Origin of the sequence: Anabaena sphaerica FACHB-251, from assembly GCF_014696825.1 — a bacterium.
Classification (GTDB): domain Bacteria; phylum Cyanobacteriota; class Cyanobacteriia; order Cyanobacteriales; family Nostocaceae; genus RDYJ01.
In genome coordinates, this window is sequence record NZ_JACJQU010000007.1 from 171,646 (window position 1) to 195,180 (window position 23,535).

General features: G+C 39.7%; 13 protein-coding genes. 3 read left to right on the top strand and 10 right to left on the bottom strand.

The genetic code is table 11. The features are described from left to right. Positions 1-32 precede the first annotated feature (32 nt). Positions 33-932: a hypothetical protein gene (locus H6G06_RS14470; RefSeq protein ID WP_190561256.1), complete on the top strand. Its 900-nt coding sequence runs from the start codon at positions 33-35 to the stop codon at positions 930-932. A gap of 138 nt (positions 933-1,070) precedes the next feature. Here the strand turns inward: H6G06_RS14470 and aroF are convergent, their stop codons facing one another. From aroF to rpsO, 3 genes are all read right to left on the bottom strand, one after another. Next, positions 1,071-2,129, bottom strand: a complete 1,059-nt coding sequence (gene aroF, locus H6G06_RS14475) for a 3-deoxy-7-phosphoheptulonate synthase (RefSeq protein ID WP_190561258.1) — start codon at positions 2,127-2,129, stop codon at positions 1,071-1,073. Between the two features lie 225 nt (positions 2,130-2,354). Beyond that, the gene (locus tag H6G06_RS14480) at positions 2,355-2,825 is read right to left on the bottom strand and encodes a PAM68 family protein (RefSeq protein WP_190561260.1); all 471 of its coding nucleotides are present in this window, start codon (positions 2,823-2,825) and stop codon (positions 2,355-2,357) included. Between the two features lie 12 nt (positions 2,826-2,837). Further along, entirely contained in the window at positions 2,838-3,107 is a 270-nt protein-coding gene (rpsO, locus tag H6G06_RS14485; RefSeq protein ID WP_190561262.1) for a 30S ribosomal protein S15, read from the bottom strand. 567 nt (positions 3,108-3,674) lie between these two features. On the opposite strand from rpsO, the gene H6G06_RS14490 reads away from it, so the two are divergent. Continuing rightward, positions 3,675-4,943 carry a family 10 glycosylhydrolase gene (locus tag H6G06_RS14490; RefSeq protein ID WP_190561264.1) on the top strand — a complete coding sequence of 423 codons (1,269 nt, stop codon included), beginning with the start codon at positions 3,675-3,677 and terminating at the stop codon, positions 4,941-4,943. Positions 4,944-5,398: 455 nt separating this feature from the next. Next, on the top strand, positions 5,399-6,412 hold the full coding sequence (locus tag H6G06_RS14495) for a cyanophycinase (protein ID WP_199306711.1): 1,014 nt from the start codon (positions 5,399-5,401) through the stop codon (positions 6,410-6,412). Positions 6,413-6,833: 421 nt separating this feature from the next. Here the strand turns inward: H6G06_RS14495 and H6G06_RS14500 are convergent, their stop codons facing one another. From H6G06_RS14500 to H6G06_RS14530, 7 genes are all read right to left on the bottom strand, one after another. Further along, positions 6,834-7,637 (bottom strand): SDR family NAD(P)-dependent oxidoreductase, encoded by an 804-nt coding sequence (locus H6G06_RS14500; RefSeq protein WP_190561268.1) that lies wholly within the window; start codon positions 7,635-7,637, stop codon positions 6,834-6,836. Positions 7,638-7,742: 105 nt separating this feature from the next. Beyond that, positions 7,743-9,260 carry a thioester reductase domain-containing protein gene (locus H6G06_RS14505; RefSeq protein WP_190561270.1) on the bottom strand — a complete coding sequence of 506 codons (1,518 nt, stop codon included), beginning with the start codon at positions 9,258-9,260 and terminating at the stop codon, positions 7,743-7,745. Positions 9,261-9,262: 2 nt separating this feature from the next. Further along, positions 9,263-10,933, bottom strand: coding sequence for a PfaD family polyunsaturated fatty acid/polyketide biosynthesis protein (locus H6G06_RS14510; protein ID WP_190561272.1), 1,671 nt, complete (start codon positions 10,931-10,933; stop codon positions 9,263-9,265). A 246-nt stretch (positions 10,934-11,179) separates the two neighbouring features. Beyond that, the gene (locus tag H6G06_RS14515; protein ID WP_190561274.1) at positions 11,180-14,491 is read right to left on the bottom strand and encodes a PfaB family protein; all 3,312 of its coding nucleotides are present in this window, start codon (positions 14,489-14,491) and stop codon (positions 11,180-11,182) included. After that, the gene (locus tag H6G06_RS14520; protein WP_190561276.1) at positions 14,488-15,849 is read right to left on the bottom strand and encodes a beta-ketoacyl synthase N-terminal-like domain-containing protein; all 1,362 of its coding nucleotides are present in this window, start codon (positions 15,847-15,849) and stop codon (positions 14,488-14,490) included. The genes H6G06_RS14515 and H6G06_RS14520 overlap by 4 nt, the downstream gene beginning before the upstream one ends. Positions 15,850-16,090: 241 nt before the next feature. Beyond that, the gene (locus tag H6G06_RS14525; protein ID WP_190561278.1) at positions 16,091-17,821 is read right to left on the bottom strand and encodes an SDR family NAD(P)-dependent oxidoreductase; all 1,731 of its coding nucleotides are present in this window, start codon (positions 17,819-17,821) and stop codon (positions 16,091-16,093) included. Between the two features lie 139 nt (positions 17,822-17,960). Then, positions 17,961-23,327 (bottom strand): type I polyketide synthase, encoded by a 5,367-nt coding sequence (locus tag H6G06_RS14530; RefSeq protein ID WP_199306712.1) that lies wholly within the window; start codon positions 23,325-23,327, stop codon positions 17,961-17,963. Positions 23,328-23,535: the final 208 nt, after the last annotated feature.

The window sequence follows — 23,535 nt, forward strand, 5'->3', positions numbered from 1 at the left end:
AATGATAGCTAACAAATTAGGACAATCATGCAATGATCAAAACTATAATGCGTAAATTTACAATCGCTTGTTTAGCCCTGAGTTTGTGCTTGACAACTGTCGCCTGTGGGGGAGGAAACCAAACTACATCTTCTCCAGGAAGTGGTAGCCAAAGTACCAGCCAAAGAGCTACTCCCACTAAGTTGAATGATGGACAGTATGAAGTACAACAAGCCAGCTATAACGATGCCAATGGCGAGTATACCCTGTTTTTACTCGGTAGTCAGCCGCCAACATTTACCACTGAAAAGCTACAAATGGCAAGGCTGACAGATGAAGAAATCAAAGCAGGTAAAAAAAGTTACTTAAAAGTAGAAAATGGACAACCAGCTTTGTACCTGACAGAAGACTTTAAACTTGAGTACGTTCACAACGTCACCGAGACCAAAACCAATCCTCAAACAGGACAACAAGAAACCGTCATTGTGCGGCGAGAATCTAACTTCTGGACACCTTTTGCGGCCTCTTTGGCTGGTAACGTAGCAGGTCAAGCTATTGGTAGTCTGTTGTTTAGACCTCAATATTATGTTCCCCCCGTTTATCAGCCAGGCGGGATTATGACCGGCTATGGTGGATATGGTTCTAGCTATGATTCAGCGGTTTCCAGCTACCGTTCTCGCTACAATGAACCACCCGCAGCCGTTAGAAATCGTACCGCTTTCCGCACTACAGGAGCAATTAGGTCATCTGGAAACTCAACTCGCACAACACCACGGACAAATACAAGTGGTCGCTCTACTGGTTCTGGTTTTGGTGGCAGTAACCTCCGTCCTTCTGGTAACTCCAACTCTAACCGCCGTAATTCTGGTAGTAGTTTTGGCAGTGGTGGCCGTTCTTCTGGTAGTCGTTCTTCGGGAAGCCGTTCTTCTGGCTTTGGTAGCAGAAGAAGATAGTTTTTAGGAGGCAGGAGTCAGGAGTCAGGAGTCAGGAGTCAGGAGTCAGGAGGTAGGGAACAGATAATTATTTATTCTCCTCATCTCCCCATCTCCCCACACCCTAAACTCTCTTCTTAACTGTCACCTGTCACCTAATCAAACGCCTACAAATGCGGGTTGTGGCCAACGACCTACGGCTTTACCAATCACCGCTAATTCTGACATCAACTGATCAAATTTGTCCGGTGTTAAAGATTGGGGTCCATCAGATAAAGCTTTAGCCGGATTGGGATGGACTTCAATCATGAGAGAATCAGTACCAGCAGCGATCGCCGCCATCGCCATCGAAGGTACAAATTCAGACCAACCCACACCATGACTAGGATCAATCATAATTGGTAGGTGAGTTAGCTTTCTTAACACAGGCACAACCGACAAATCTAGAGTATTACGCGTATATTGACGATCAAAAGTCCTAATTCCCCGTTCACACAAAATCACATTAGGATTACCCGCCGCCAAAATATACTCAGCGGCCATCAACCAGTCTTCAATCGTCGCTGCCATCCCGCGTTTTAAGAGAACCGGTTTCGATTGCGCCCCGACTTGCTTAAGTAGGGAGAAATTCTGCATATTTCTCGCCCCTACCTGAATCACATCAGCAACTTCGGCGATTTTCTCCAAATCACCCCCATCCATCACCTCAGTAATTATTCCCAGTCCGCTGACTTCCCGCGCTTTAGCTAACAATTCCAAAGCACTTTCACCGTGACCCTGAAAAGCGTAAGGTGACGTTCGGGGTTTGTACGCTCCACCACGGAGAAACTTAGCACCAGCAGCTTTGACACGCAGCGCCGTCTCTACAATCATTTGTTCATTTTCCACCGAGCATGGTCCAGCAACCACTATTAAAGGATGATGTTCACCAAATACCACATCCCCATTAGGAGTGTTCACCACCACCTCATAAGCTTCTCCGTGGCGGAACTGACGACTAGCTCGTTTATAAGGTACTTCTACCCTTAATACTTGCTCAATCCATGGACTGAGTTCCTGAATTTGTAGCGGGTCTAAATCCGCAGTTTCACCTACTAAACCAATTACTACCTTATGTTGTCCAATAATTTTTTCTGGTGTTAGACCCCAGCCAGCTAACTCCTCAGTTACACGGTCTATTTCTGCTGAAGGGGAACCGACTTTCATTACAACAATCATTTTTAAATCCCTGTATTTTTGAGTAAAATTTGCGTAAAATATTTACCGACTCAGGAATGTTGACTTGATTTTTTGCCCACTGGAATTATTAATAATTAAGCCAGAAAATATAGGAAAAATGTAGCGCCAGGTACTTTTTCTGAATATTGGGTATAAATCAGACAAAATTCCTTCGCCAATTTACCCAATATTGCAGTTATCTAAAAGATACCTGAGCGCCGCTGATCAGACGTTCTTTTTGCGTGTTTCACGCCAAACTTCAGTCATCCTTCCCCAGTTGATCCTAAATTCACCCAAACCTATTAAAGTTCCAGGGCTGTCTTCATCCCAAGAGGCAGAAAGAACACCATAAGTTATGCCTAAAACCCCGATACCAAATAATCCCATGTTCACCAATAACACAGCGATGGGAGGTAATTGGATATGAGCGTAGCTGACCAACAAATAGCTGGCCACCAGTGTAGTAATACCTAAAGCTGTAGGTATCCCACAAAATGCAGCGACTCTGCGGATCATCCGCTGGCTGACCACTTCTGGAATCGCCATTTCTTCTTTAGTGAAAGGTGGCTGCTTTTGCGACTTTTGACTTGATTCCTGTGCCTTGACTACGGGTTGAGTTTGAGATTTAACAGGTTTTTGACGCTTTTTGTTTGGTTCAAAAGGTAAGCGACTGCGCTCTGATTCTTCAGCAGACATAAGCTGTAGTTCCTAACCACGAATACCGAGGCGAGCAATCAAAGCTTGATACTTTTCCCGGTTGTTCTGCTGGATATAAGCTAGAAGACGCTTGCGTTGTCCGATCATCTTCAATAGTCCTCTACGGGAGGAGTGATCTTTCTTGTTAGCTTGGAGGTGCTGACTGAGGCGGTTAATGCGATCAGTTAACATAGCGATTTGGACATCCGCAGAACCAGTATCGGTTTCATGTACTTGGAAGCCAGAGATAAGTTCTTGTTTGCGCTGTTGCGTCAGAGCCATGATTGATTAAATTTCTATTTTTTCTAAATGTATGCAGCAGTGCTATACAAAAATTGACCAAACTTTTTTCAAGCTAGTCATTCAACTAAAGAAAACTTTAGAGGATCTGCTTCTTGCTTCAACCAAGGGAGTCGGCTCCTTCTTGTCCACAAGCGTAAATTCGGGTGTAGCCCACCCTATCTATTTTTTGAACGTCTCTCATAATATCACAGCTATCAAGCTCTGTGGTAAACTGCTCACATTGTACCGTAAGCTCGGTGTGAGCTTTTCGTAACCCTGAAGAGTCTGTACTGAGAGAAGAATCTCAACTGAGCTAATATTTTTCGACTCTTAACCGGAAAATACAGAAGTTAAGCTGTATCTCCCTAATAATTCAGAAGCCAGAATGGGGTCTTCCCAAGCAGAGCAACAGCCATAAGGTTAAAGCCATGCTACGCTATCACAATGCTTGCGATCACAGGAAATTTACACATTATATTTGTTTACATTATTACCCTAATATCTGCAAGCATGATTGATGATTTATTCTGACTTTTAAATTTTAATCCTTCTCATCATCTTATTACTATGCCTCCCAAAAAACAAGAACCAAAAGGATGTGGATGTGCCAATATTCCATTGTCTCTAATTCTAGCTATTTTAGGAGGTGGTTATTGGTGGTTTAGCCAGAAAGGAAATTTAGATATCAGCCACCTTTTGGCTAAAGGTCAACAAATAATTAGTCCTATTTTTAATCAAATACCTATTACTACTTCAACTCCTAGTCCTAGTTTAAATCCTACACCGATTGCTGTTTCAAAACCTACTCCTATTTTAAATCAGACACCGATTGCCATTTCAAAACCTACTCCTCCTGTATCAAGTATTGCAAAAAATATTCCTAGTAATCAGCAAGATGCGATTAAAAAAAATCCAGATCAAAAAATACCATTGCCTGCTACTCCTTGGCAGAAAAAAGTAATTAGAGGAATTTATTTCAGTCGCTACCAAATTACTAATAATGCCAATGAAAAAACGATTCGTGAAAGAGTAAAGTTTTATCGCTCTCAAGGATTTAATACCATTATTCACGGTGTTTGGGGTAATGGTTGTACGATGTATAATAGTAAAGTTATGCAGCAAACTCTAGGTTATAAAAGTTGTCCCAACTTATTTCAAGACCAATGGCTAGATTGGCTAATTGATGAGGCGCATAAACAGGGAATGGAAGTTCATGCTTATTTCGAGAAAGGAATTAAAATAGACGAAAAAAGCCCGATTTTTGATTTAGCAATTGCTAAAAAATGGATTGTTCCCGGTGTAGATAAAACATATCCTGGCATCGATCATTATGTCCTTGATGTAGAAATTCCTGAAGTTGCTAAGTTCTTTAAAAATATCGTAGTAGAGTTCGTCCAGAGGTATCCAAAAATTGATGCTGTACAATGGGATGATTATCTAGGTTATCATGCTGAATTACCAGGAAAAGTAGATCGCACTGCTAAGTTAACTACTTTTGTGCAGCAAATGATAACTGGTATGAAACAAGCTAACTCTTCAGTGAGTTTTGATATTTGTCATCATAATCCCTATTGGGCTAAACGTTATTTTGCCGCTGATTGGGAAAAATGGAATGTGGATAGAGTTTTTATTCAAGTTTATAATGATGCTAATTTTAAAGAAGAATTAAATTATGCTAAAAATTATGAAGGAGTTGCCATTACTGAGCAACAGTTTCATCGAGTAAAAGAATTAGTAGATAACCCTGCAATCAAGAGTGTTTTAGTTTTTCCTGGATCTGGAAAACCAGAAGAAACAGCTTCTGCTTTAAACAGATTGATTCAAAAAACACAATAAAAATTATTTGTCACTTCTAAGAGTATTTTTTTGATTTTTGAAATTCGATTATCCGTCTTTATCTGTGTTTATCTGCGTTTATCTGCGTTCAATTATTCTTGATATCTTAATTCTATGCAACTTCATATCAATTTGGTATGACAGGGAACAAGATTCAATACTGTTCGGTTAAGGATTTTAGTAGGTTGGGTTGAACAAAGTGAAACCCAACAAACCCTTGTAGATGTTGGGTTTAGTTCCTCAACCCAACCTACATAATTTCATTGTTTTGACCTTAACCGACAAGTATTGGAACTAGATTAGATTATTCTTGGTTCTTTTTTATCATGACTTACGCAAAGGGCAACAAATAGCCAATATCTTGTACCATTCTTAATCATTTATAAAAATGTATTTTTTGAACATCAAAGATTCTCAAAATTTGTCATTCTCAATAAGTAGCAAAGGTGATGTTTATGGTAAGACGAGACTTTGACTATATTAGAGAATGCGGAAAAGTAAATAGTACATCAGCCAAACCAGTTCCTGGGATTCTGTTAATTGGTGGTGCAGAAGGTAAAAAATCTGGAGAAGATGCAGCTACTCAATGGTTTCTTAAAAGAGCAAATCGGGGAAATTTTTTAGTGCTTCGTTCTGGTGGAGTAGGCAGACACGCTGATTGGATTTGTGATCATTATAGAGATTTTATCAGTTCAGCTGCTGAACTTTCTATTGACAGTCGAGAAGCAGCAGATGATCCAGAAGTTATTGAATACATCCGCCAAGCTGACGCTCTATTTATAGCGGGTGGTGATCAAAATGCCTATGAAGATTATTGGGAAGGAACAGCAGTAGAAGACGCAATTAATTATTTGATTAATGAAAAAAAGATTCCTATTGCTGGAACTAGCGCCGGTATGGCGATTTTGGGAGACTACTATTATGTACCTTCCCATCAGGGTGTGCATAGTTCAGAAATTTTAAATGATCCCTTTCACCACAATACAAAGGATATTTATCACAGTGATTTTATTAAAGTTCCATTTCTCAAAAATGTTATTACTGATACGCATTTAGATAGAATTGATAAAAACCATCAAGAAACAAGATACGGAAGACTTTTTGGATTATTAGCTAGAGTTGTTCATGATAGCAATCGACTTTCAGCTTTTGCCATTGGTTTAGAAGAAGGTGCTTTTGTTGCCATTGATGAAAAAGGAATTGCTAAAGTCTTTGGTAATGGTGCAGATAAAGGACAAGATGCCTATTTCTTGCAAATTAACGGTGCAGAACCAGAACAAGTTAAACGGGATTTACCCGTAATTTGGAATAATAACGGACAAGCTGTTAAAGCCTATAAAATTGCCGGAACACCGGAAGGAAGTGGTAAATTTGACCTCAATAACTGGTCAAATGCTTCTGGTGGAAGTTGGGAATATTGGTTTACTACTGGTGGATATGCTGGTTTCAAACGGAACCCAATTAAGTAGTCTGTTAGTGTATCAACCTCAGTTTTATTTATAAATTTCTCCCTTCTCAACCAACACCTCTTCCAATACTGTTCGGTTAAGAGTTTTTGTAGGTTGGGTTAAGCGACAGCGCAACCCAACAAATGCTTATAAATGTTGGGTTTCCTTCCTCAACCCAACCTACGTAATTCTATTTTTTGAGCTTAACCGACAAGTATTGACACCTCTCCCGTCAACCAAACCCCACTACCTAAAACTGCTGCACTTTCTAGTTATTACGCTATCAGACAAATTAATCAAATAACAATCCTGCAAATCCTGATTCAGACAAAATAACATAACCGACTGGGAATTCATTCCCAGTCTCATAGCCAAAGTCCGTTTTAACGGACTATAATAATGTTGTAGTTAACATAGGTAAAATCCTGTAAATCCTGAATTATTATTTATCTTCCTGCATACTTCTCACAATTTTCGTCACCAATTTTCTAGGAAAAAATCTGACACTTTTCGCCAGAATTTTATTTAAAAGTCCAGGAATAACTATTGTTTTACCACGCATTAAGGCATCATATCCAATCAGAGCTACAGTTTCAGCATCCATCATTTTTTGACCCTTAACTAGCTTAGAATCTGCCATTCCTGTGCGTTCATGAAATGCAGATACAGTAGAACCTGGACAAAGAACTGTCACTGTTACACCTGTACCTTCTAACTCATTAGCAATAGCTTCAGAAAACGATAAAACATAAGCTTTAGTGGCAAAATAAACTGCCATTAAAGGACCTGGTTGGAAAGCAGCAGCAGAAGAAACATTTAAGATTTTCCCCTTACCCCGCTTCACCATATCTTTGAGAAATAACTTAGTTAAATGGGTCAGACAAACTAAGTTTACTTGCAACATTTCTAGTTCATGATTCAAGCTGGTTTCATTGAATAAACCATAAGTACCAAATCCGGCATTATTCACCAGTACATCAACTTGGATATCAGCTTGTTGTAATTCCGTAAAAATTTCTTCAGGAGACGATGCTATAGATAAATCTTTGACAATGGTTTTTACAAGACTATTAAATTTTTCTTGGAAATAGACAGCGATCTCTAGAAGCTTGATTTCGTTTCTATCTACCAGGACAAGATGATAATTCTCAGAGGCAAATATACAGGCTAATTGGTAGCCAATTCCACTAGCTGCCCCAGTAATGAGAACAGTCTCTTGACACTGTAATTGACCTTTGATGTTCATATTAAAAAATGGTGATATTCACCTAAAAGTATTAGCAATTCAATGGTGCTAACATGATAATTTCGTAAGGTAGGCAATGCCCACCCTACGTTTTTAAGACTATAATTATGCGAGACTGAGGAAACCTGTCTGCATCAAATAGGAAGTGTAAGTTATCAACAATTGGGAATCAATGGTAGGACAAACAATGGAACTTGCTTTCAAAGCTTCTAGGGTTTCTTCGCAGCTAATGATTGGCCTTCTAGCTTGCAAATACAAATCAGGGATAGTGATTTGTTCATCAGACCAACGCTCTAATAAAAATGGTCTGAGGGTGTATAATGGATTCTCTTGGTCAGTGACATTATTGATTAAATCATTTTGCCATTGTTCGTAGGGAATCATTTCTAATTTAAAACCAAAAGTGCGTATCCATTCCACTAAAGATTTTAAAGAAGCTGGTTGGGGATGTTGTAAATGGAAAGCTTTAGCAATTGATGTTTCCTGTCTGGATAAATAAACTACTGCTTTGCTCACATAGTCTACCGGAGACATATCCAACATATAATCTACATCAGGGAATGAACCCATTTGTAGACAGCCTTTAATCATCAAATTGATAAAATCATGGGTGTTACAAATCCCGGTTTTGCTATCTCCAGCAATTAAAGGTGGTCTGTAAATAGTAATAGGAAGTCCTCGGTCGCCGGCAATTTTAACTAACTTTTCTGCTACCCACTTAGTTTGAGAATAACCTAAGAAAATACCTTGCCAATCATTAAAATCGTCCTGTTCTTTAACTACTTTACCAGCATAAGCAGTTGATTCAAAAACAGCGACACTAGAAACATAATGTACAGGCTTAACTTTAGTTTTACAAGCTAAACGCAAAACTTCCTGAGTTCCTAAAACATTAGCTGTTTTCAATGCTGAATAGGGATAAACGTAATTCAGCAAAGCACCACTATGATAAATGGTATCAATATTGGCAGCTAGATTTTCAAACTGTTCTGCACTAATACCTAAAAGTGGCTGTGCTAAATCACCAACAATTGGGATAATTCGGGAACTATATTTATCATCCCAAATTGCATACTGTTGGAGATTTTTTTCTAATTTGCTCTTACCTTCTGCAACATCAGCAGCACGCACCAAACAATAGAGAGTTGCTTGGGTTTCTGCAAGGAGTTCCTTAATTACAAAAGCACCTAAATAACCTGTTCCTCCAGTTAAAAAGATGTTTTTGGGATTGGTAACAGAAACAGCAGTATTACCCGCTGGTTGAATAGTTGGGTCAAGTACAGCTTCTGCACCTAAATCTAAGAAGGGGGGAGCGATATTAACAGTATTAACTGTTCCATTTCCCGCATCTTGTAGTTGAGATGCACCTGGTACTTCTTCAGATAAACGTTGAGAAAGTGCAGCAATAGTTGGATAATGCCAAAGTAAAACAGGAGAAGGTTTAAAACCTAGTAAATTCTCCAATTTACTAATAATAATCATAGCTTGGGCTGAGTCCAAGCCATAATTTTCTAAATGTTCTTGCACGTCGATTTCTTCTGGTGTTGTTCCTAAAACTTCCGCTAAGTTGGACACCATGAAATCTTGGATATCTTCAGCAGTATAAGCAGGTTTTAAATTCATTTTTACATCTCCAATGTAGAACGAACTGGGTGATATTGACTGTAGAAATTAGGAATTTGCAACCCTTGAAATTTCAAGCTTTGAATTCTGTATAAGAATGCTGTCCCTAACATAATTTGATGAGCAACATCAACAATATGACGATTTTGAGGTTCTGCTAAATAAGAACCACGTACCCAGTCATTGAAACCACCCATAGCGGGACCACACCAAATTTGATAATCAACTTCCCGACCTTTTTCACCAGAACTAGACCAACGGGAAGATAAGCCTAAATACCAGCGGAAAATTAAAGCCATTTTTAATTTAGGGTTATTAACAGCTTTCCCTAATTTTTCAGGATTTTTCTGTGATAAATAAGCGGCTGTTCCTTCCCAAACTTCAGCGATAGTTTTACGGAAGATTTGTTTTTCTAACTTCTCTCTATCGGCTAAAGGAATATCTTCAATTGAGTCATAGCTGCGGTATAATTCATATAATTTTTGCGCCCGCATGGGAAACATTGTTCCGCGTTTGAGGACTTGTAATTTGACTCCCATTTCAAACATATCCGCAGCGGGAGCCATCATCATATCCGCCATTTCTGCTTGAGCTAATAATTTTTTGGTGTAATCACAAGCTCCAGATTCAACGCAGGATTGATTAATTGAACCAGTGACTACATAAGCAGCACCCATCATAAAAGCAGCTAAGGCAGATTCTGGTGTACCAATTCCTCCGGCTACTCCCACTCTAATAGGTTTCTCGTAATTATATTGTGCTTGAATTTCATCCCGCAAGCTAATAATTGAAGGTAGCAAACAAACCAAGGGACGATTATCGGTATGACCGCCAGAATCAGCTTCTACGGTAATATCATCAGCCATGGGTACTTTGCTGGCTAGATTTGCTTGTAATTCGGTAATTAGCCCTTGTTCAAGTAATTCTTTGAGAATTCTTGCGGGTGCTGGTTGCAAAAATTTAGTCGCAACTTCCCGACGAGAAATTTTCGCAATGACTTTATGTTTGATTTCAATTTGATGATTTGCATTTAAACTTAATCCTGCTACTCGATAATAAACGATGTTAGGAGTTAAGTCTAAAAATGCAGATGCTTCTACTGTTTTTACAGTATATTTGAGATATAATTCTACAGCGCGGCGTTCTATTGCAGGTTCGTTAGGACTGTGAATTAAATTAAAAGCATAGGGTCCATTAGGTAAGGCTTCTTGTATACGTTGAATGGCTGTTTCTATCCGTTCTGGAGGTAAACCACCTGCACCAAAAGAACCTAACAGTTTTTGTTTTCCTAGTGCAATTACCATTTCTGCGGAAGCAATACCACCAGCCATTGCACCTGTCATATAGGCATATTTTACACCATGATCGGTGAGAAAATGGGAGTCGCCAAATTGTTGGAGTCCCAAAGGTGGTAATGATATTAATAGTTCTGCTTGTTCTGAAGAAGCATTGTTAGCGGGTGTTAAGTAACCGTCGTTAGTAACGCCTATGTTACCTGCTATTTTAACTATGTAACAGGGTTTTTCTAAGGTGAGTAATTTATCTTTGATGGCGTTTTGTTCAAAAGCGATACAGTCTATCGAACCTCTCCAAGTTTGGTTTTGATGGTTGGAGAAGCTGGAAAAGGTTAGTCCGTTATTGTGTTTATTTAGTACCGTATTGAATGTTGTCACGGTAGTTTTTTCCTCAGTTTATAAGTAATGAATTAGTAGGTTGGGTTGATGTAACTTTTTAATTACAGCTATTTTTAGGTAAATGAACCACGAAGGAGCGAAGAACACGAAGGGAAGAGAGTTTCAGAGGGTTCTTGCGTAAGTCCTAAGATTAATTGAGTAAGATTAATTCAATGGGTGGTTTAAATACGTGAAATTGCTGTAATTTTTTGGTTTGCGCGGTCGCTTAACCCAACCTACAAGAGATTATTTTTCTTGGTTGAGTAGGTTTTGAGCGCAAGCTAGTTGGAGTTGAATTATTTGGCTCATTTGTTGACTGAAATCTTGTCTAGCTTGTAGAAAGCTGGTGTGTGCTTTTGTTAATTTTGAGTTGTTGGTACTCAGTTTTTGATACTGATCTATTTTTAAATTGTTCATCTGAATTTTGTTGGTGTTTTTTTGATGTGTTGGTTTTTGAGTGCAGGTTAACTCAGAAGAGTTTAATTCTTCTTTCAGTTTAAAACCGTTATCCATGATAGTTTTCATGGTTTGTTTTTCTAGTTGAGGGTAAATTTCACTAGGGGGAATTTTGATTTGTGGCTTTAGGGAATTGATGATTTTATACTCTCGGTAATTGGGAATTCTTTGTGGTTGCTTTTGATGGTGATTCTTTTGGAAAAGCTGACGGTTTTCTGCACTCAAAATTGTAGCAGCCATGGATTTTCCGCCTAGTGTAACTTTTCTCAGGGCTGCTTTATTCTGTTTGCCTGTTGCTGAGGATAGGTTATAAAGTGGAGAGAGGTTTAATTTGACTCGATGACTGAGCAATTTTGCTAATGCTTTGACAATAGATGTATGGTCATCTATGCCGCGACGATTTAAGGATACGGTGATGTGTTCTTGGTTGCCGAGAATTTTATCTATCCAACGTGAACAGATTCCACCTGCACCTGCTTCAATAAATACTTTTGCTCCGTCTTGGTAAACGCGATTTACTAAGCGGGGAAAGTCTAATTCTTGACATAATCCTTTGGCAATATTGTGGGCAATTACTTCACTTTCTAAGGTAATTGGTTGATATTCAGCCGCAGAATAACAGGTAACTCCAGGAATTTTTTGTGCTGGTAAGTTGTTGAGTCTGAATAGTTCTGGGTATTCTGACTGCATTGCTGGAGCATGAATTACATGATCAAATGGTGCGGGAAAAGCATTACATCCCAGTTTTTTAATCACTCGCTCACAAGCTGCTGGTTCACCGGCAATTAATACTTCTTCTGGTGTGTTAATCTGGGTGAGGTAGACGCGATTTTCACCTTTTAAAGTTTCTCTGACTTGTTCGGGACTGGCGATCAGAACGTAGTTACTCCACAAATTATTATCATACGTTGCAGAATTTTTTGGTAGTCCCCAATACTCTCTGACTGCATTTTTTTGTCCAGATAATCTATCACCAAATAATGCGGAAGAGTTGAAGGTGTTACTCCCTTGATAGAAGTTGCTCCAAACCCCTTGGGCAACCATCATGCTGGTTTCACCTAAGCTGTAACCAAAGATATATTTGGGTTTAATTTGGAAGTCATCGCTGATAATTGTGGTGATGAATCTGGTAAAGAGCATTTCTGCTTCAAACATGGCCAGAGAATCATCTAACAATTTCTTTTCTAGTGTTTCTAGTTCCCTGGTGGTTAATTTACCCAGGCTTCTAGGAAATACTAGTTTCTCTACATCGGCTGCACGTTTGTAAAGACTTTTGACTATTACATCATCGAAGGCTTTAGGAAATAGCCGGAATAAGGTACGACCAATACCTACATAGGTGTTAACAGCAGCAGGATAAACAAAAGCTATTTCGCCATTTTTTCCTAGTGGTTTGGGTGTAAAATAACTACCAATGGGCGTTAGCCAATCTTTGCCATTTGCAAAGGCATTAGTTACACCTTTTTTGGCTGAGTTGATTTCTTTGAGTAGTTCTTTTTGGGTGCGTCCGGTGATAGATAGAGTATATTTTGCATCAGGATTTTGCTGAAATTTAATAAATGTTTGACTGGCAGTTGTTTTCAAACATTCAGCATTTTCAATTGCTTGTTGCAAGTGATCCAGCGCGGAGAATAAGCTAGACTGATCATCACCAGCGATAGGGAAAAGATTAAATGGTCTTGACTCTAAATATCTACTGCTGCGTTCTTCTTGTTGGGTTTCTTCTGATAAAATAACGTGAGCAAATGAACCGTCACAACCAATACTATTAATGGCTGAAATTCTGCATTTGACTTCTTTTTGCAAAAACCAAGGTCTGGACTCGGTAGCGACATAGAAAGGGCTTCCTTCCCATAGTTGCGGTGTTTTTACACCAGACCAGTTGGGGGTTGCAGGTATATATTTATAGTAAAGACTCAGGGCAGTTTTGATTAAACTGGCTATTCCTGAAGCAACGAAAGTATGACCAATATTGGCTTTGATGCTACCAATAGCACAGTGCAAACCATCACCAACGGGGGGATAAGCTTGGAGAATACCGTTAATTTCGGCTTCGTCTTCGTGGGGAATACCACTACCGCAGACTTCTAAATAGTTGACTTCTGTGGGTTGAATTCCTGCTTGTTGAAATGCCTGTTTACAGACTTGGTTGATTGTCTCACTATCTATGGCCATTGAGGAAGATTGACCGATACTGATACCATCAATTACTGCATAGATGCGTTGATTATTTTGCAATGCTGTATCATGTCTTTGCAAAACTACTGCACCTGCACCTTCTCCTACATTCCAACCTTCGGCTTTTTGGTCAAAACTTAAGGTATTTATCCCTGTATTTATGTTGCTAAATTGACTGCGAAGTAAAACGTTTTCTACACCACCAGCTAAGTCAACTGCACCAATCACTACTGCTTCCACCTCCCCGGTAGCTAGTAGCATTTGTGCTAATTCTAAGGCTTTAAAAGCTGCAGTTTCTACAGCACTAATAGTGAAGGAAGGTCCAGAGAAATTCCATAGAGAAGAAATGCGACTGGCCATAATGTTGCCGACATAACTGAGATATTCACCAATATCAACTTGGTGGTGAATACTATCTTTAACTATGGTTTCTAATTGGGTAATTTTTTCGGGTGATAAGGCAATTTCTGCCCCATTTAAACCGTCTTTAAGTTGCCAAGATGAATTCCACCGTTGTTGTAGCTGGTGTACAGATAATTCTGTATCTGCGGCAATAATTACGGCTACATTACTGTTAGGTTGAATTTTACCATCTTTGAGGGCGCGATCGCACACTTTTAATAATAACGTTTGCTGGGGGTTGAGTTTTTCAACTTCGTTGGGAGGGATTTTATAAGCTAAAGTGTCAACTTCAAATTCGGCAATGTACGCGCCGTTTGGTGCTGTTCCTGCTTCTAAACCATACCCTTGCAGTAACTTTTCTTGTTCATTGATACCATGCCATCTTTTTTCTGGCAAAGGAATAAAATGCTGTTTTCCGTCATATATACTGCTCTCAAAAGCATCTAATCCATTACATTCACCAAAAAAAGCATCCATGCCGACAATTGCCATTTTTGCGGTCTTATTTTCTTGAATACTCATTTGCTGACTTCCCCCTGTTCCAGAATTAAATGAGAGTTTGTTCCACCAAATCCAAATGCGCTTAAAGCTACGTGTTTAGTTCCTTTACTCGGCCAAGTTGTGGCGGTTCTGACAATGTTTTGAGGCGAAACCACATTATTTTCAGAACCCATAGGTTCACTGACATTAATGGTTGCTGGAATAACATTATGAGACATACTTAAAATCGTCTTTGTTATCCCCACCATGCCGGCAGCAACGAGTAAATGACCGACGTTATTTTTAGTTGAACCCACCAAAGGTGGGGCTTGGTTTTGACCAAAAAAGCCTTGAACAGAGTTAGATTCGGTGGTATCTCCTAACAGAGTGCCGGTAGCGTGACACTCTAAATAATCAATTGTTTGGGGGTCAAGTTCTGCCTCAGCATAAGCTCTTTGGTATGCAAGAGTTTGTCCTTGAGCATTAGGACTGAGGAGGTGCTTACCTTTACCATCATTAGATAAACCATTACCGCAAATTGTTGCTAAAATTTTGTCTCCATCTCTAACAGCATCACTGTATCTTTTGAGCATTACCATTCCTATGCCTTCGGAGGTAATTAACCCGCGTGATGCTTTATCAAGAGGACGACTAATGCCATTTTCTGGATATCCTTGAATACCCGAAAATAACATTCTTAAAAACAACGGGTCTGAGCAACTAATAGCACCAGCTAACATCACATCAGCTTTGCCAGATTGCAAATAATGGGATGCTAATTTAATGGCATAAAATGATGATGAACAGGCAGCATCTATACATAAATGAGTTCCAGAAAGCGCAAAGGCACGGGAAATTATGGCAGCAGGTAAACCAGAAACCATCGCATTATATGGTGATGCTTTGGCTGTGGTTAATGAACCACCTAAACGGAAATCTTTTTCCTGTAGAAGTTCACCAATAGCAGGTTCAATAGTTTGCTGATAAATGGGAGCAAACAATTGATTAGATGCTTTGGTTGGTAAAGCCAGAGTTCCTAAAATTACGCCACATTTTGAGAGTGCAGATTCATTTCCCCAATAGCCACTGTTAACAATTGCTTGTTTAGCTGCATACAGTGACCATTTAAATGTATTATCTAAGCTTTGTACAAATTCCGCAGGTAAATTGTACTCGCTAGGATTAAAATCAAAGTTCCGAATAAATCCACCTTTGAGAAAGTAGAATTTTTCCGGTTTGCCTTTGGTAGAATCGTAGAATATGCTAGGATCTAAACCTAAATCGGCTACGCTAATATCAGAGGTTGAGTCTTTTTCTTTGCTGAGATTCTGCCAAAATTGTTCAGGATTATTGGCATCTGGAAAGAGGCATGATAATCCAATGATGGCTATTTTTTCCACTGTTGAAATCCTCGTTGGGGTAGAAGGGAAAGAAGTAAGTTTCTCACGCAGAGGCGCAGAGAGAGAGATTTTTACTTCTTTTCCCAAGTCTTTTAGGATTTACGCGATTCCCCCAAACGTGGTTATTAGTTGTTGTAGGTTGGGTTGACGTAAGGAAACCCAACATGAGAAAAATCAAAATTTTGGTGATGTTTTTGGGTTGCGCTGTCGCTTAACCCAACCTACAATTTTTGTCTCTTGGTTACTTCTTGTTTAACATTTTCATTGGCCAAATTACTGCTTTTGCACCTAAGATACGTGAGTATATTCTTCCTTCACGACTGTGCAGAATAAAATTAGCAGTTGCTCCAGTATCTGTCTTATTTTCGATTTCACAAGATACATAAAAGGGTGAGTTACAAGGTACAGCTAAAAATTGTTCGGAATATGTTAATTGTCCTGGCAAACATACTTCTTGATGACAGTGATTTAACCAAATCCAAAGTGATTGTGTACTGATGTCGGTTGTATAAGGATTGTGCCATTTTACAGGGAATTGTCCTTGTTGTTGTGCGGAGATTTCTTGCCAACAACACTCGACTGTTATTTTGTGAGAGTTAACATTTAATACTCTGGTGATTTCCTGAAATGCTGGCCCATGAAATAAGGATGAATCCCCATTTTGATAAAATCCTTTACCTGTAGTAGTAATGATATTATCTTCTACCAGATTCATTGCTTCATATATGGGTGCTTCTGGCATTTTTCCCACTACCTTGACGATAGCAGAGAAGTGATAATGAGTTTTACCTTGAGGGTTTTTACTCAATATCTTGGCTTGAAATTCAATATATTCACCATTGGCTTTGGAGAGTTCTTGAATTTCTAGAATATATTCATCTGCGAGAGTTGCATTAAAGGTAATTCCTTTCAAAACCTTAAATTCTCTACAATTTAAGTAGCGATAACCTGGATAAATCTCTTCACAAGCATGAATCATCCAAGACATAGCACAGGTGGCTGGTAATACTTGCGCCCCGGCTATGGTATGATCATACAAAAAGGGGTTTTCTGCTAATGTCATCCGTCGTCTAATGCGATGACTTTTTAGCTCTGGTTCTAATGGTGTTGGTGGTAGATTCATGGGACTACCTATCACAACTTGAGAAGAATTTTGATAGGCTGGATGTAGTTCATTAACTAACATTTGTGTGCCTATTTCTACAGGAATAATATCAATTCCTCTTTCGGCAAATGCTTTTTTTAGTTGTGGTGTTACCATACCACTATCCCAACCACCCCAATTAATTGCAACTACATGAGATTGCGGATAATTTTTCTTAAATTGGTGGGCTGATTTATTGAGAATTTCGTTAGCTATGGCATAATCACTTTGTCCAATATTCCCATAAAAACCAGTCACGGAAGAAAACAAAACTAAATGCTGTAATTGCTGAGGATTAATACTATTAAGGAGATTTTGTAATCCTTGCACTTTGGCAGTGTAAACCTTTTCAAAATCTTCAGATGTTTTCTTCTCAATTAACTTATCAGCTAAGTTACCCGCACCGTGAATAATGCCTGTAATGTGACCAAACTTCTGAGCAACCGCATGAAGTTTTTCTTTCAATGCTAATGTATCAGTCACATCAACGCTAATATATTCAGCCTTTGCACCTGCTGCTTGAATTGCTGCTAAAGTCTGCTTAATTTCCCGACTGGAATTAATTTCATTAAATATCTTCTGCACCATCATGGGTGTTGGTTTCTCACCTTGAGAAATCAAATTTTCCATGATGCGTTTTTTCAAGGCTGCATCTTCTAAACAATCACGTGCATATTCTGGTTCTGGAGTGATTTCGGAACGACCTAAGAGAATGAATTTACAAGGGTGATGTTGTGCTAATTTAATTGTGCATTGTGCAGTGATTCCCTTTGCTCCACCACTGACAACGAAGACAGATGATGGATTAACTTGAAGTGTTGCTGTCATAATTCAACTTTATAATTGATTCTGTGTTGATGAATAAATTTATGATTTTTTCACGCAGAGGCGCAGAGGCGCAGAGAGAAGAAAGGAAGGAAGACGCGAAACACAATTTTTGTGTGGTGGGCATTGCCCACCTTACAAATTACTCGGCTTCAGCTATGAGTGTGACTCGTCCTTGGGAGCTATAACCAACTTCACCGATATATCTGTTAGAATCATGCAATTCTGCTACAATATATTCTGCTGATTGGTGCGGGTCTAAGGTTGGGTTTAAATCAATTGCTCTGAAGAAAACTTTTGGCCATTCCCATCGCAAACTCTTGGTTAGTCCAAATAATCCTGCACCGATAATTCCGAAGTTTTCTGTGTGGTCTAATCCAAATGCACCGTCGAAATGGGCAACTGTGCAGAAGCTGACTCTTCCTTCTAAATTAGCGGCTGTGTTGAGCGATTGTTTGAGATGTTTCGCCATCAAAAATACTTGTTTGACAATCGCTTTTTCTGCTTCTAAATAGGAAGTTTGATTTGGGTTTGCGGTTGTGAATTGTGGATGTAGGTGAATGAATGCCCCAATCTTGCCGTGTTGAATGGTGATACTCTGTAATAGTAATTGCAGATGTTCTTCACTCATGTTTGCCAAGGTGATGCGGGTAACGCCTGTTGGTAATGGCAATTGTTCTGCAACTAATGATTGGGGGAAACTTAAAACTACTACTTTCCAACCTTGTTCGCTGAGTGCATGAGCTAGTTTGCTGGTGGTGAGGGAACCATCATCGGTGATTAAACCAATGTGTCCCTCTGGTAGTTTGCATTCCCAAAAATCTGGTCGGGGTAAGGTTTTTAGTTGTACCGGACGACGGGGGAGGTTTGGGTCTGCTGGTGGTGGAGGGGTTAAGTCCACCACTTCTTTTATTTGCTCAAAATCAAGCTTTTTTTTTTCACCTCCCACCAGCTTCTGGAGGTAGTTAACTATTTGTCCAATTGTCCGCAGGTCGCCTAATTCTTCTATATTTGGTTTGGGTAAGTCGGGGTATGCTTCTTGCATCGCTCCCAGAATTTCTACCCGTTTGATGGAGTCTATCCCTAAGTCGGCTTCCATGTCCATGTCTAGTTCTAGCATCTCGACTGGGTAGCCTGTTTTTTCACTGGTGATGTTTAACAGGGTTTGACCTAAATCTGCATAGTCGTTGCTGTCTTCTGGGGGTTGGGGACTGGGTACTAGGGACTGAGGACTGGGAAGTGGGGACTGGGGAATGATGATTAACTCTTGTGTTACTTCCTCTGTCACCTCTATGACTTCTTCTGTCACCTGTAAGCTGTCACCTGTCACCTGTTTTTGCAGATACTCAACAACTTGACCGATGGTGCGTTTTTCTGCGAGTTCTTCTAAGTTTGGTTTGGGTAGGTCGGGGTATAATTCTTGCAATCCTCCCAGAATTTCTACCCGTTTAATGGAATCAATTCCTAAGTCGGCTTCCATGTCCATGTCGTATTCGAGCATTTCTATGGGATAGCCTGTTTTTTCGCTGGTGATGGTGAGGAGGTTTTTACCTATTTCCTGAATATTAATGCTGGGACTAGAAGAGATTGTGGGAATAAATTCGTCTTTCTCCTCTGCTCCTCTGCTCCCCTGCTCCTCTGCTATTATTTGGGGGATAGGTTCTGCAATTTTAGGAATAGAAGGAACAACCGATTCTATTACTGGTTCTATTGCTGGTGCTTGGGTTTCTACAATTTTGGCGGTGGGAGGAACAACTGTTTCTGTAATAGTTGGTTCTGGGCTGGGGGGCATTAATTCCCGCAGACTGTTGGTGTGTGTTTCGGTGAATTGGGGGGGAATTACAGGTTGAGTTGTTTCTGCGTCAGCAATGAGTAGAGAATATTCTTGTTGAATGAGTTGGAAAAAGTTTTTGGTGTATTCTACTTGTTCACGCAGGTATTGTTCATGAATGCGGAGGGTTTCACTTTGTTGGCTGTGAAACTGCATCATGCTCCGCTCGAAAGTTTCCATGACAACTTGTTTGAGTTGGGCGGTTTCTGAAGGTTTACTATTAATAAATAATGTGTTCTGTTGTTGCATCAGTTGGAAAAATGTTTTGGCATATTCCATTTGATGGTTCAGATATGTGCCGTGAATGTGTAGGTTATCACTTTGGTTTTCTTGAAACTGGTTCAGGAGGTTTTCTAAACTTTCCAGAACCTGGTGGAAGTTGTGATTTTTATCTGGTGTTTCCATTTTCCCTCCTGGACGTTCTGCGATTGCATAAAGGGCTGTAGGTAATAATTCTTTGGTTGTTTGATTTGCAGGTGTGGCAGAATTCATCTGAGGCTGATGTAAGGAAGTAACTACTGGGGTTTTCTTGTGTCCGTTGCCGTTGCTGTTGTGTCCGTTAGTAGCAGGAATTACGGGAGTTGTAGGAGTTACAGAATTTGGAACTTCTAATTTTTGAGGTTCTTGAATTTCTAAAGTTCTAGACTCCTGAATTCCTTTAATTTGGAAACCATCTTGCAATGCTTCAGCGAAAGCATTTTTAGTTTTTTCAGAAACGTAGTTAATGCCTCTTAATTTGACGTTTAAGGCTTTTTTGGTTTCAATTGCGGGTATGGCTGCTGGTAGTTGGTAAGGATCTAGATTACTCAAATTCATACCAATAACGCGCAGTTGTATTGCTGCTTCTTTCAGAGAGCGATCGCTGTTTTTCTGGGTGCTGGGATTGAGTGATACTGTAATGTGAGGGCGATCGCCTAAAGTATCTTTGACCAGGTTGCTAAGAATTCGTTTTGGTCCAAATTCTACGAAGCAGTAACCACCAGCAGCGTAGATGTTTTCAATCTCTTGCTTGAACAGGACTGAACTAGAAAGGTGTCCTTCCAGAACTCTTTGAATTCCTGATGGTTCTTGGGGATATTGTTTACCGGTGACGTTGCTGAAAACAGGAACTTTGGGATTTTGGAACTCTACAGATTTAGTAGCGATCGCAAATGATTTTTGAGCAAATGCAATTAAAGGTGTATGGAAAGCAGCGGAAACTGGTAACAATACCGCCCCATATCCTAACTCTTGAAACTTCTGCTGGATCTTCTTAATTTCACCAGTTGGACCAGCCAAAACAACTTGCGTGGGAGAATTAAAATTAGCGATCGCAACCTGGGGAAAATTCCGCAGCACCGCTTCCACTTTATTAATATCTTCCTTCACCGCTAACATACTACCCGCGTCATGGTCTGGATCTTTCGGTGCAGCCATCGCTTGACCTCTAGACTTAACCAAGAACAAATAATCCTCCTCAGTCAGCACTCCCGCAGCCCACAAAGCTGTCAATTCACCAAAACTATGTCCAGCGGCAAAATCTGACTTAAACCCAGCTTGTTGGAAGATAGAATACAAACCGGCACTAAATACCCCAATTGCAGGTTGAGCATATTCTGTTCTTTGCAAAGCTGCAATTTGAGCAGTTTTTTCTGCTTCCTCAAAAGTCGGACGGGGGAAAACAATTTCCGAAACAGGCTGCAAATTATCTTGAATTAACAGACTATCCATCAACCCATACAAACGTCGCAAAGCCGGGAAATTCATCACCGCTTCTCTACCCATTTCTAGGTATTGAGAACCTTGTCCAGAGAATAAAGCAACAACTTTTCCTCCTACTTCCATCCCAGAAGAACGGTAATAAATACCTTGAGGATGTTCCCAAGAAACTGCTGAAGGCTTATTTTTCAGCAAATCAATACTAACTTTGAGTAACTTACAAGTCTCTTGCAGATTTTCAGCTACAAACCCAATTCTCGCCGCAGTTTTGGGAATAGTTAAAGATTTCGATTCTTGAACTAATTGAGAGTAATGTCTTTCTCCCTCGTTAGATTGCAAATTATTGAAAGTCGCTTCTAACTTGTTGATTAATTCACTGGGATTGGCAGCAAATAATAACATTTCACTCGCCGCATTATGTAAACGATAAGCCTGTTGTTGTTCTGCTTCGTATTCTTCCAAAACAACGTGATAATTAGTGCCACCAAACCCAAAGGAACTTACACCAGCCCGTCTTGGCGCTTCACCTTCTGCACGAATCCAAGGTCTAGTTTCCGTGTTCAAATAAAACGAAGAATTTTGAATATCGAGCTTAGGATTTGGCTCAGTAATATTGATAGTTGGCGGTAAAATCTTGTGATGTAGCGCCAGAGCAGTTTTAATTAAACTTGCTGCACCTGCGGCGGCTTTGGTATGTCCAATTTGAGATTTTACACTACCTAAAGCAATATGCTGTTTTTTGTCATCATATTGACTAAAGAAATCTCGTAAAGATCCGAATTCTGTGGGATCTCCAGCCATTGTTCCTGTACCATGTGCTTCCATCAAGCCCACAGTTGCAGGAGAAAAACCAGCATCATTATAAGCACGTTCTAGGGCTTTAACTTGTCCTTCTTTGCGAGGAGCGTAAATACTCTTGTAGCGGCCATCGCTAGAAGTGCCAATACCTTTGATAACTGCATAGATTTTATCACCATCTCGTTCCGCATCTTCGAGACGTTTAAGAACAATCATGCCGATACCTTCACCTAACATCATCCCATCAGATTTAGCATCGAAAGGTTTGACGTTTTCGCTAGGAGTAACAGCAGGAGTTTTACTAAAAGAAATGTAAGCCATGATGGTGTTATCGGTATCAACACCACCGGTTAGCATCATATCGCTACGATACTCAATTAGCTCACTAATTGCCATTTTTAAAGCACCGAATGAACTAGCACAAGCTGCATCAACTACACAGTTCATTCCGCCAAAATTCAAGCGGTTGGCAATTCTTCCCGCAACCACATTAGCCAACATTCCAGGGAAAGCATTTTCATCCCATTTAATGTATGCACTTTTAATTTTCTCCACGATTTTCTGAGTATCTTCATCAGATAAACCGCTGCTTTTGAGGACTTTTTCCCAAACAGGATATTCTAATCGGGCAGATAATGGCATCCCTAGCTGTTTAGCCATTGCTACGCCTAAAATTACCCCCACATTCTCGCGGCTAAATTCACGAGATTGGCCATAACCCGCATCTTCCATTGCTTCTTTCGCAACTACTAAACTTAACAGTTGCGATACATCCGTAACTTCTAAAATGCTGGGAGGAATACCAAATTCCATCGGGTTAAAATCTACTTCGGGGATAAATCCACCGCGTTTACAATAGGTTTTATCCTCTGGTGTTCTGGGGTTGGGATCATAGTAATCTTTAATGCTCCAATGGGTATCAGGAACATCGGTAATACAATCAATTTTGTTAACAATATTCGCCCAGTATTGCCTTAAGTTTCTGGCTTGTGGTAATAGAGAAGCCATGCCGACAATTGCAATGGGATTTTGTTGCAGTTGTCTGTTAATTTTGTGAGTTGACATTTGATTTTCTGACTTCATTTTTTTTCCCTCTATAAACCTAATCAAATCCTTTTCACAACTGTTAACGAGGCTCTCTAACTCTGCCAAGGCAGTATCAATTGAATCAGCAGATATCATGGCATGGAGTAATCTTGAGGACTGTGGATTGTTTAGCTACAGGAATTGCTGTCGCTTACACATAAATAATGAAGCTATTTCTTCTTACCAGTATTAGTAGCTGCATAAGAAATCAGGCTTTTTCATCCATCAACACCACACGGTAAATACTGCCTTGATTCCACATCTAAATAATTGCCATTATTGGTGTATTGATGCAATTTAGTAA

What these genes read in the sequence shown, in the direction of transcription:
- H6G06_RS14470 (WP_190561256.1), top strand. Translation starts at nt 33, where the DNA reads ATGATCAAAACTATAATGCGTAAATTTACAATCGCTTGTTTAGCCCTG.
- aroF (WP_190561258.1), bottom strand. Translation starts at nt 2,129, where the DNA reads ATGATTGTTGTAATGAAAGTCGGTTCCCCTTCAGCAGAAATAGACCGT.
- H6G06_RS14480 (WP_190561260.1), bottom strand. Translation starts at nt 2,825, where the DNA reads ATGTCTGCTGAAGAATCAGAGCGCAGTCGCTTACCTTTTGAACCAAAC.
- rpsO (WP_190561262.1), bottom strand. Translation starts at nt 3,107, where the DNA reads ATGGCTCTGACGCAACAGCGCAAACAAGAACTTATCTCTGGCTTCCAA.
- H6G06_RS14490 (WP_190561264.1), top strand. Translation starts at nt 3,675, where the DNA reads ATGCCTCCCAAAAAACAAGAACCAAAAGGATGTGGATGTGCCAATATT.
- H6G06_RS14495 (WP_199306711.1), top strand. Translation starts at nt 5,399, where the DNA reads ATGGTAAGACGAGACTTTGACTATATTAGAGAATGCGGAAAAGTAAAT.
- H6G06_RS14500 (WP_190561268.1), bottom strand. Translation starts at nt 7,637, where the DNA reads ATGAACATCAAAGGTCAATTACAGTGTCAAGAGACTGTTCTCATTACT.
- H6G06_RS14505 (WP_190561270.1), bottom strand. Translation starts at nt 9,260, where the DNA reads ATGAATTTAAAACCTGCTTATACTGCTGAAGATATCCAAGATTTCATG.
- H6G06_RS14515 (WP_190561274.1), bottom strand. Translation starts at nt 14,491, where the DNA reads ATGAGTATTCAAGAAAATAAGACCGCAAAAATGGCAATTGTCGGCATG.
- H6G06_RS14525 (WP_190561278.1), bottom strand. Translation starts at nt 17,821, where the DNA reads ATGACAGCAACACTTCAAGTTAATCCATCATCTGTCTTCGTTGTCAGT.
- H6G06_RS14530 (WP_199306712.1), bottom strand. Translation starts at nt 23,327, where the DNA reads ATGATATCTGCTGATTCAATTGATACTGCCTTGGCAGAGTTAGAGAGC.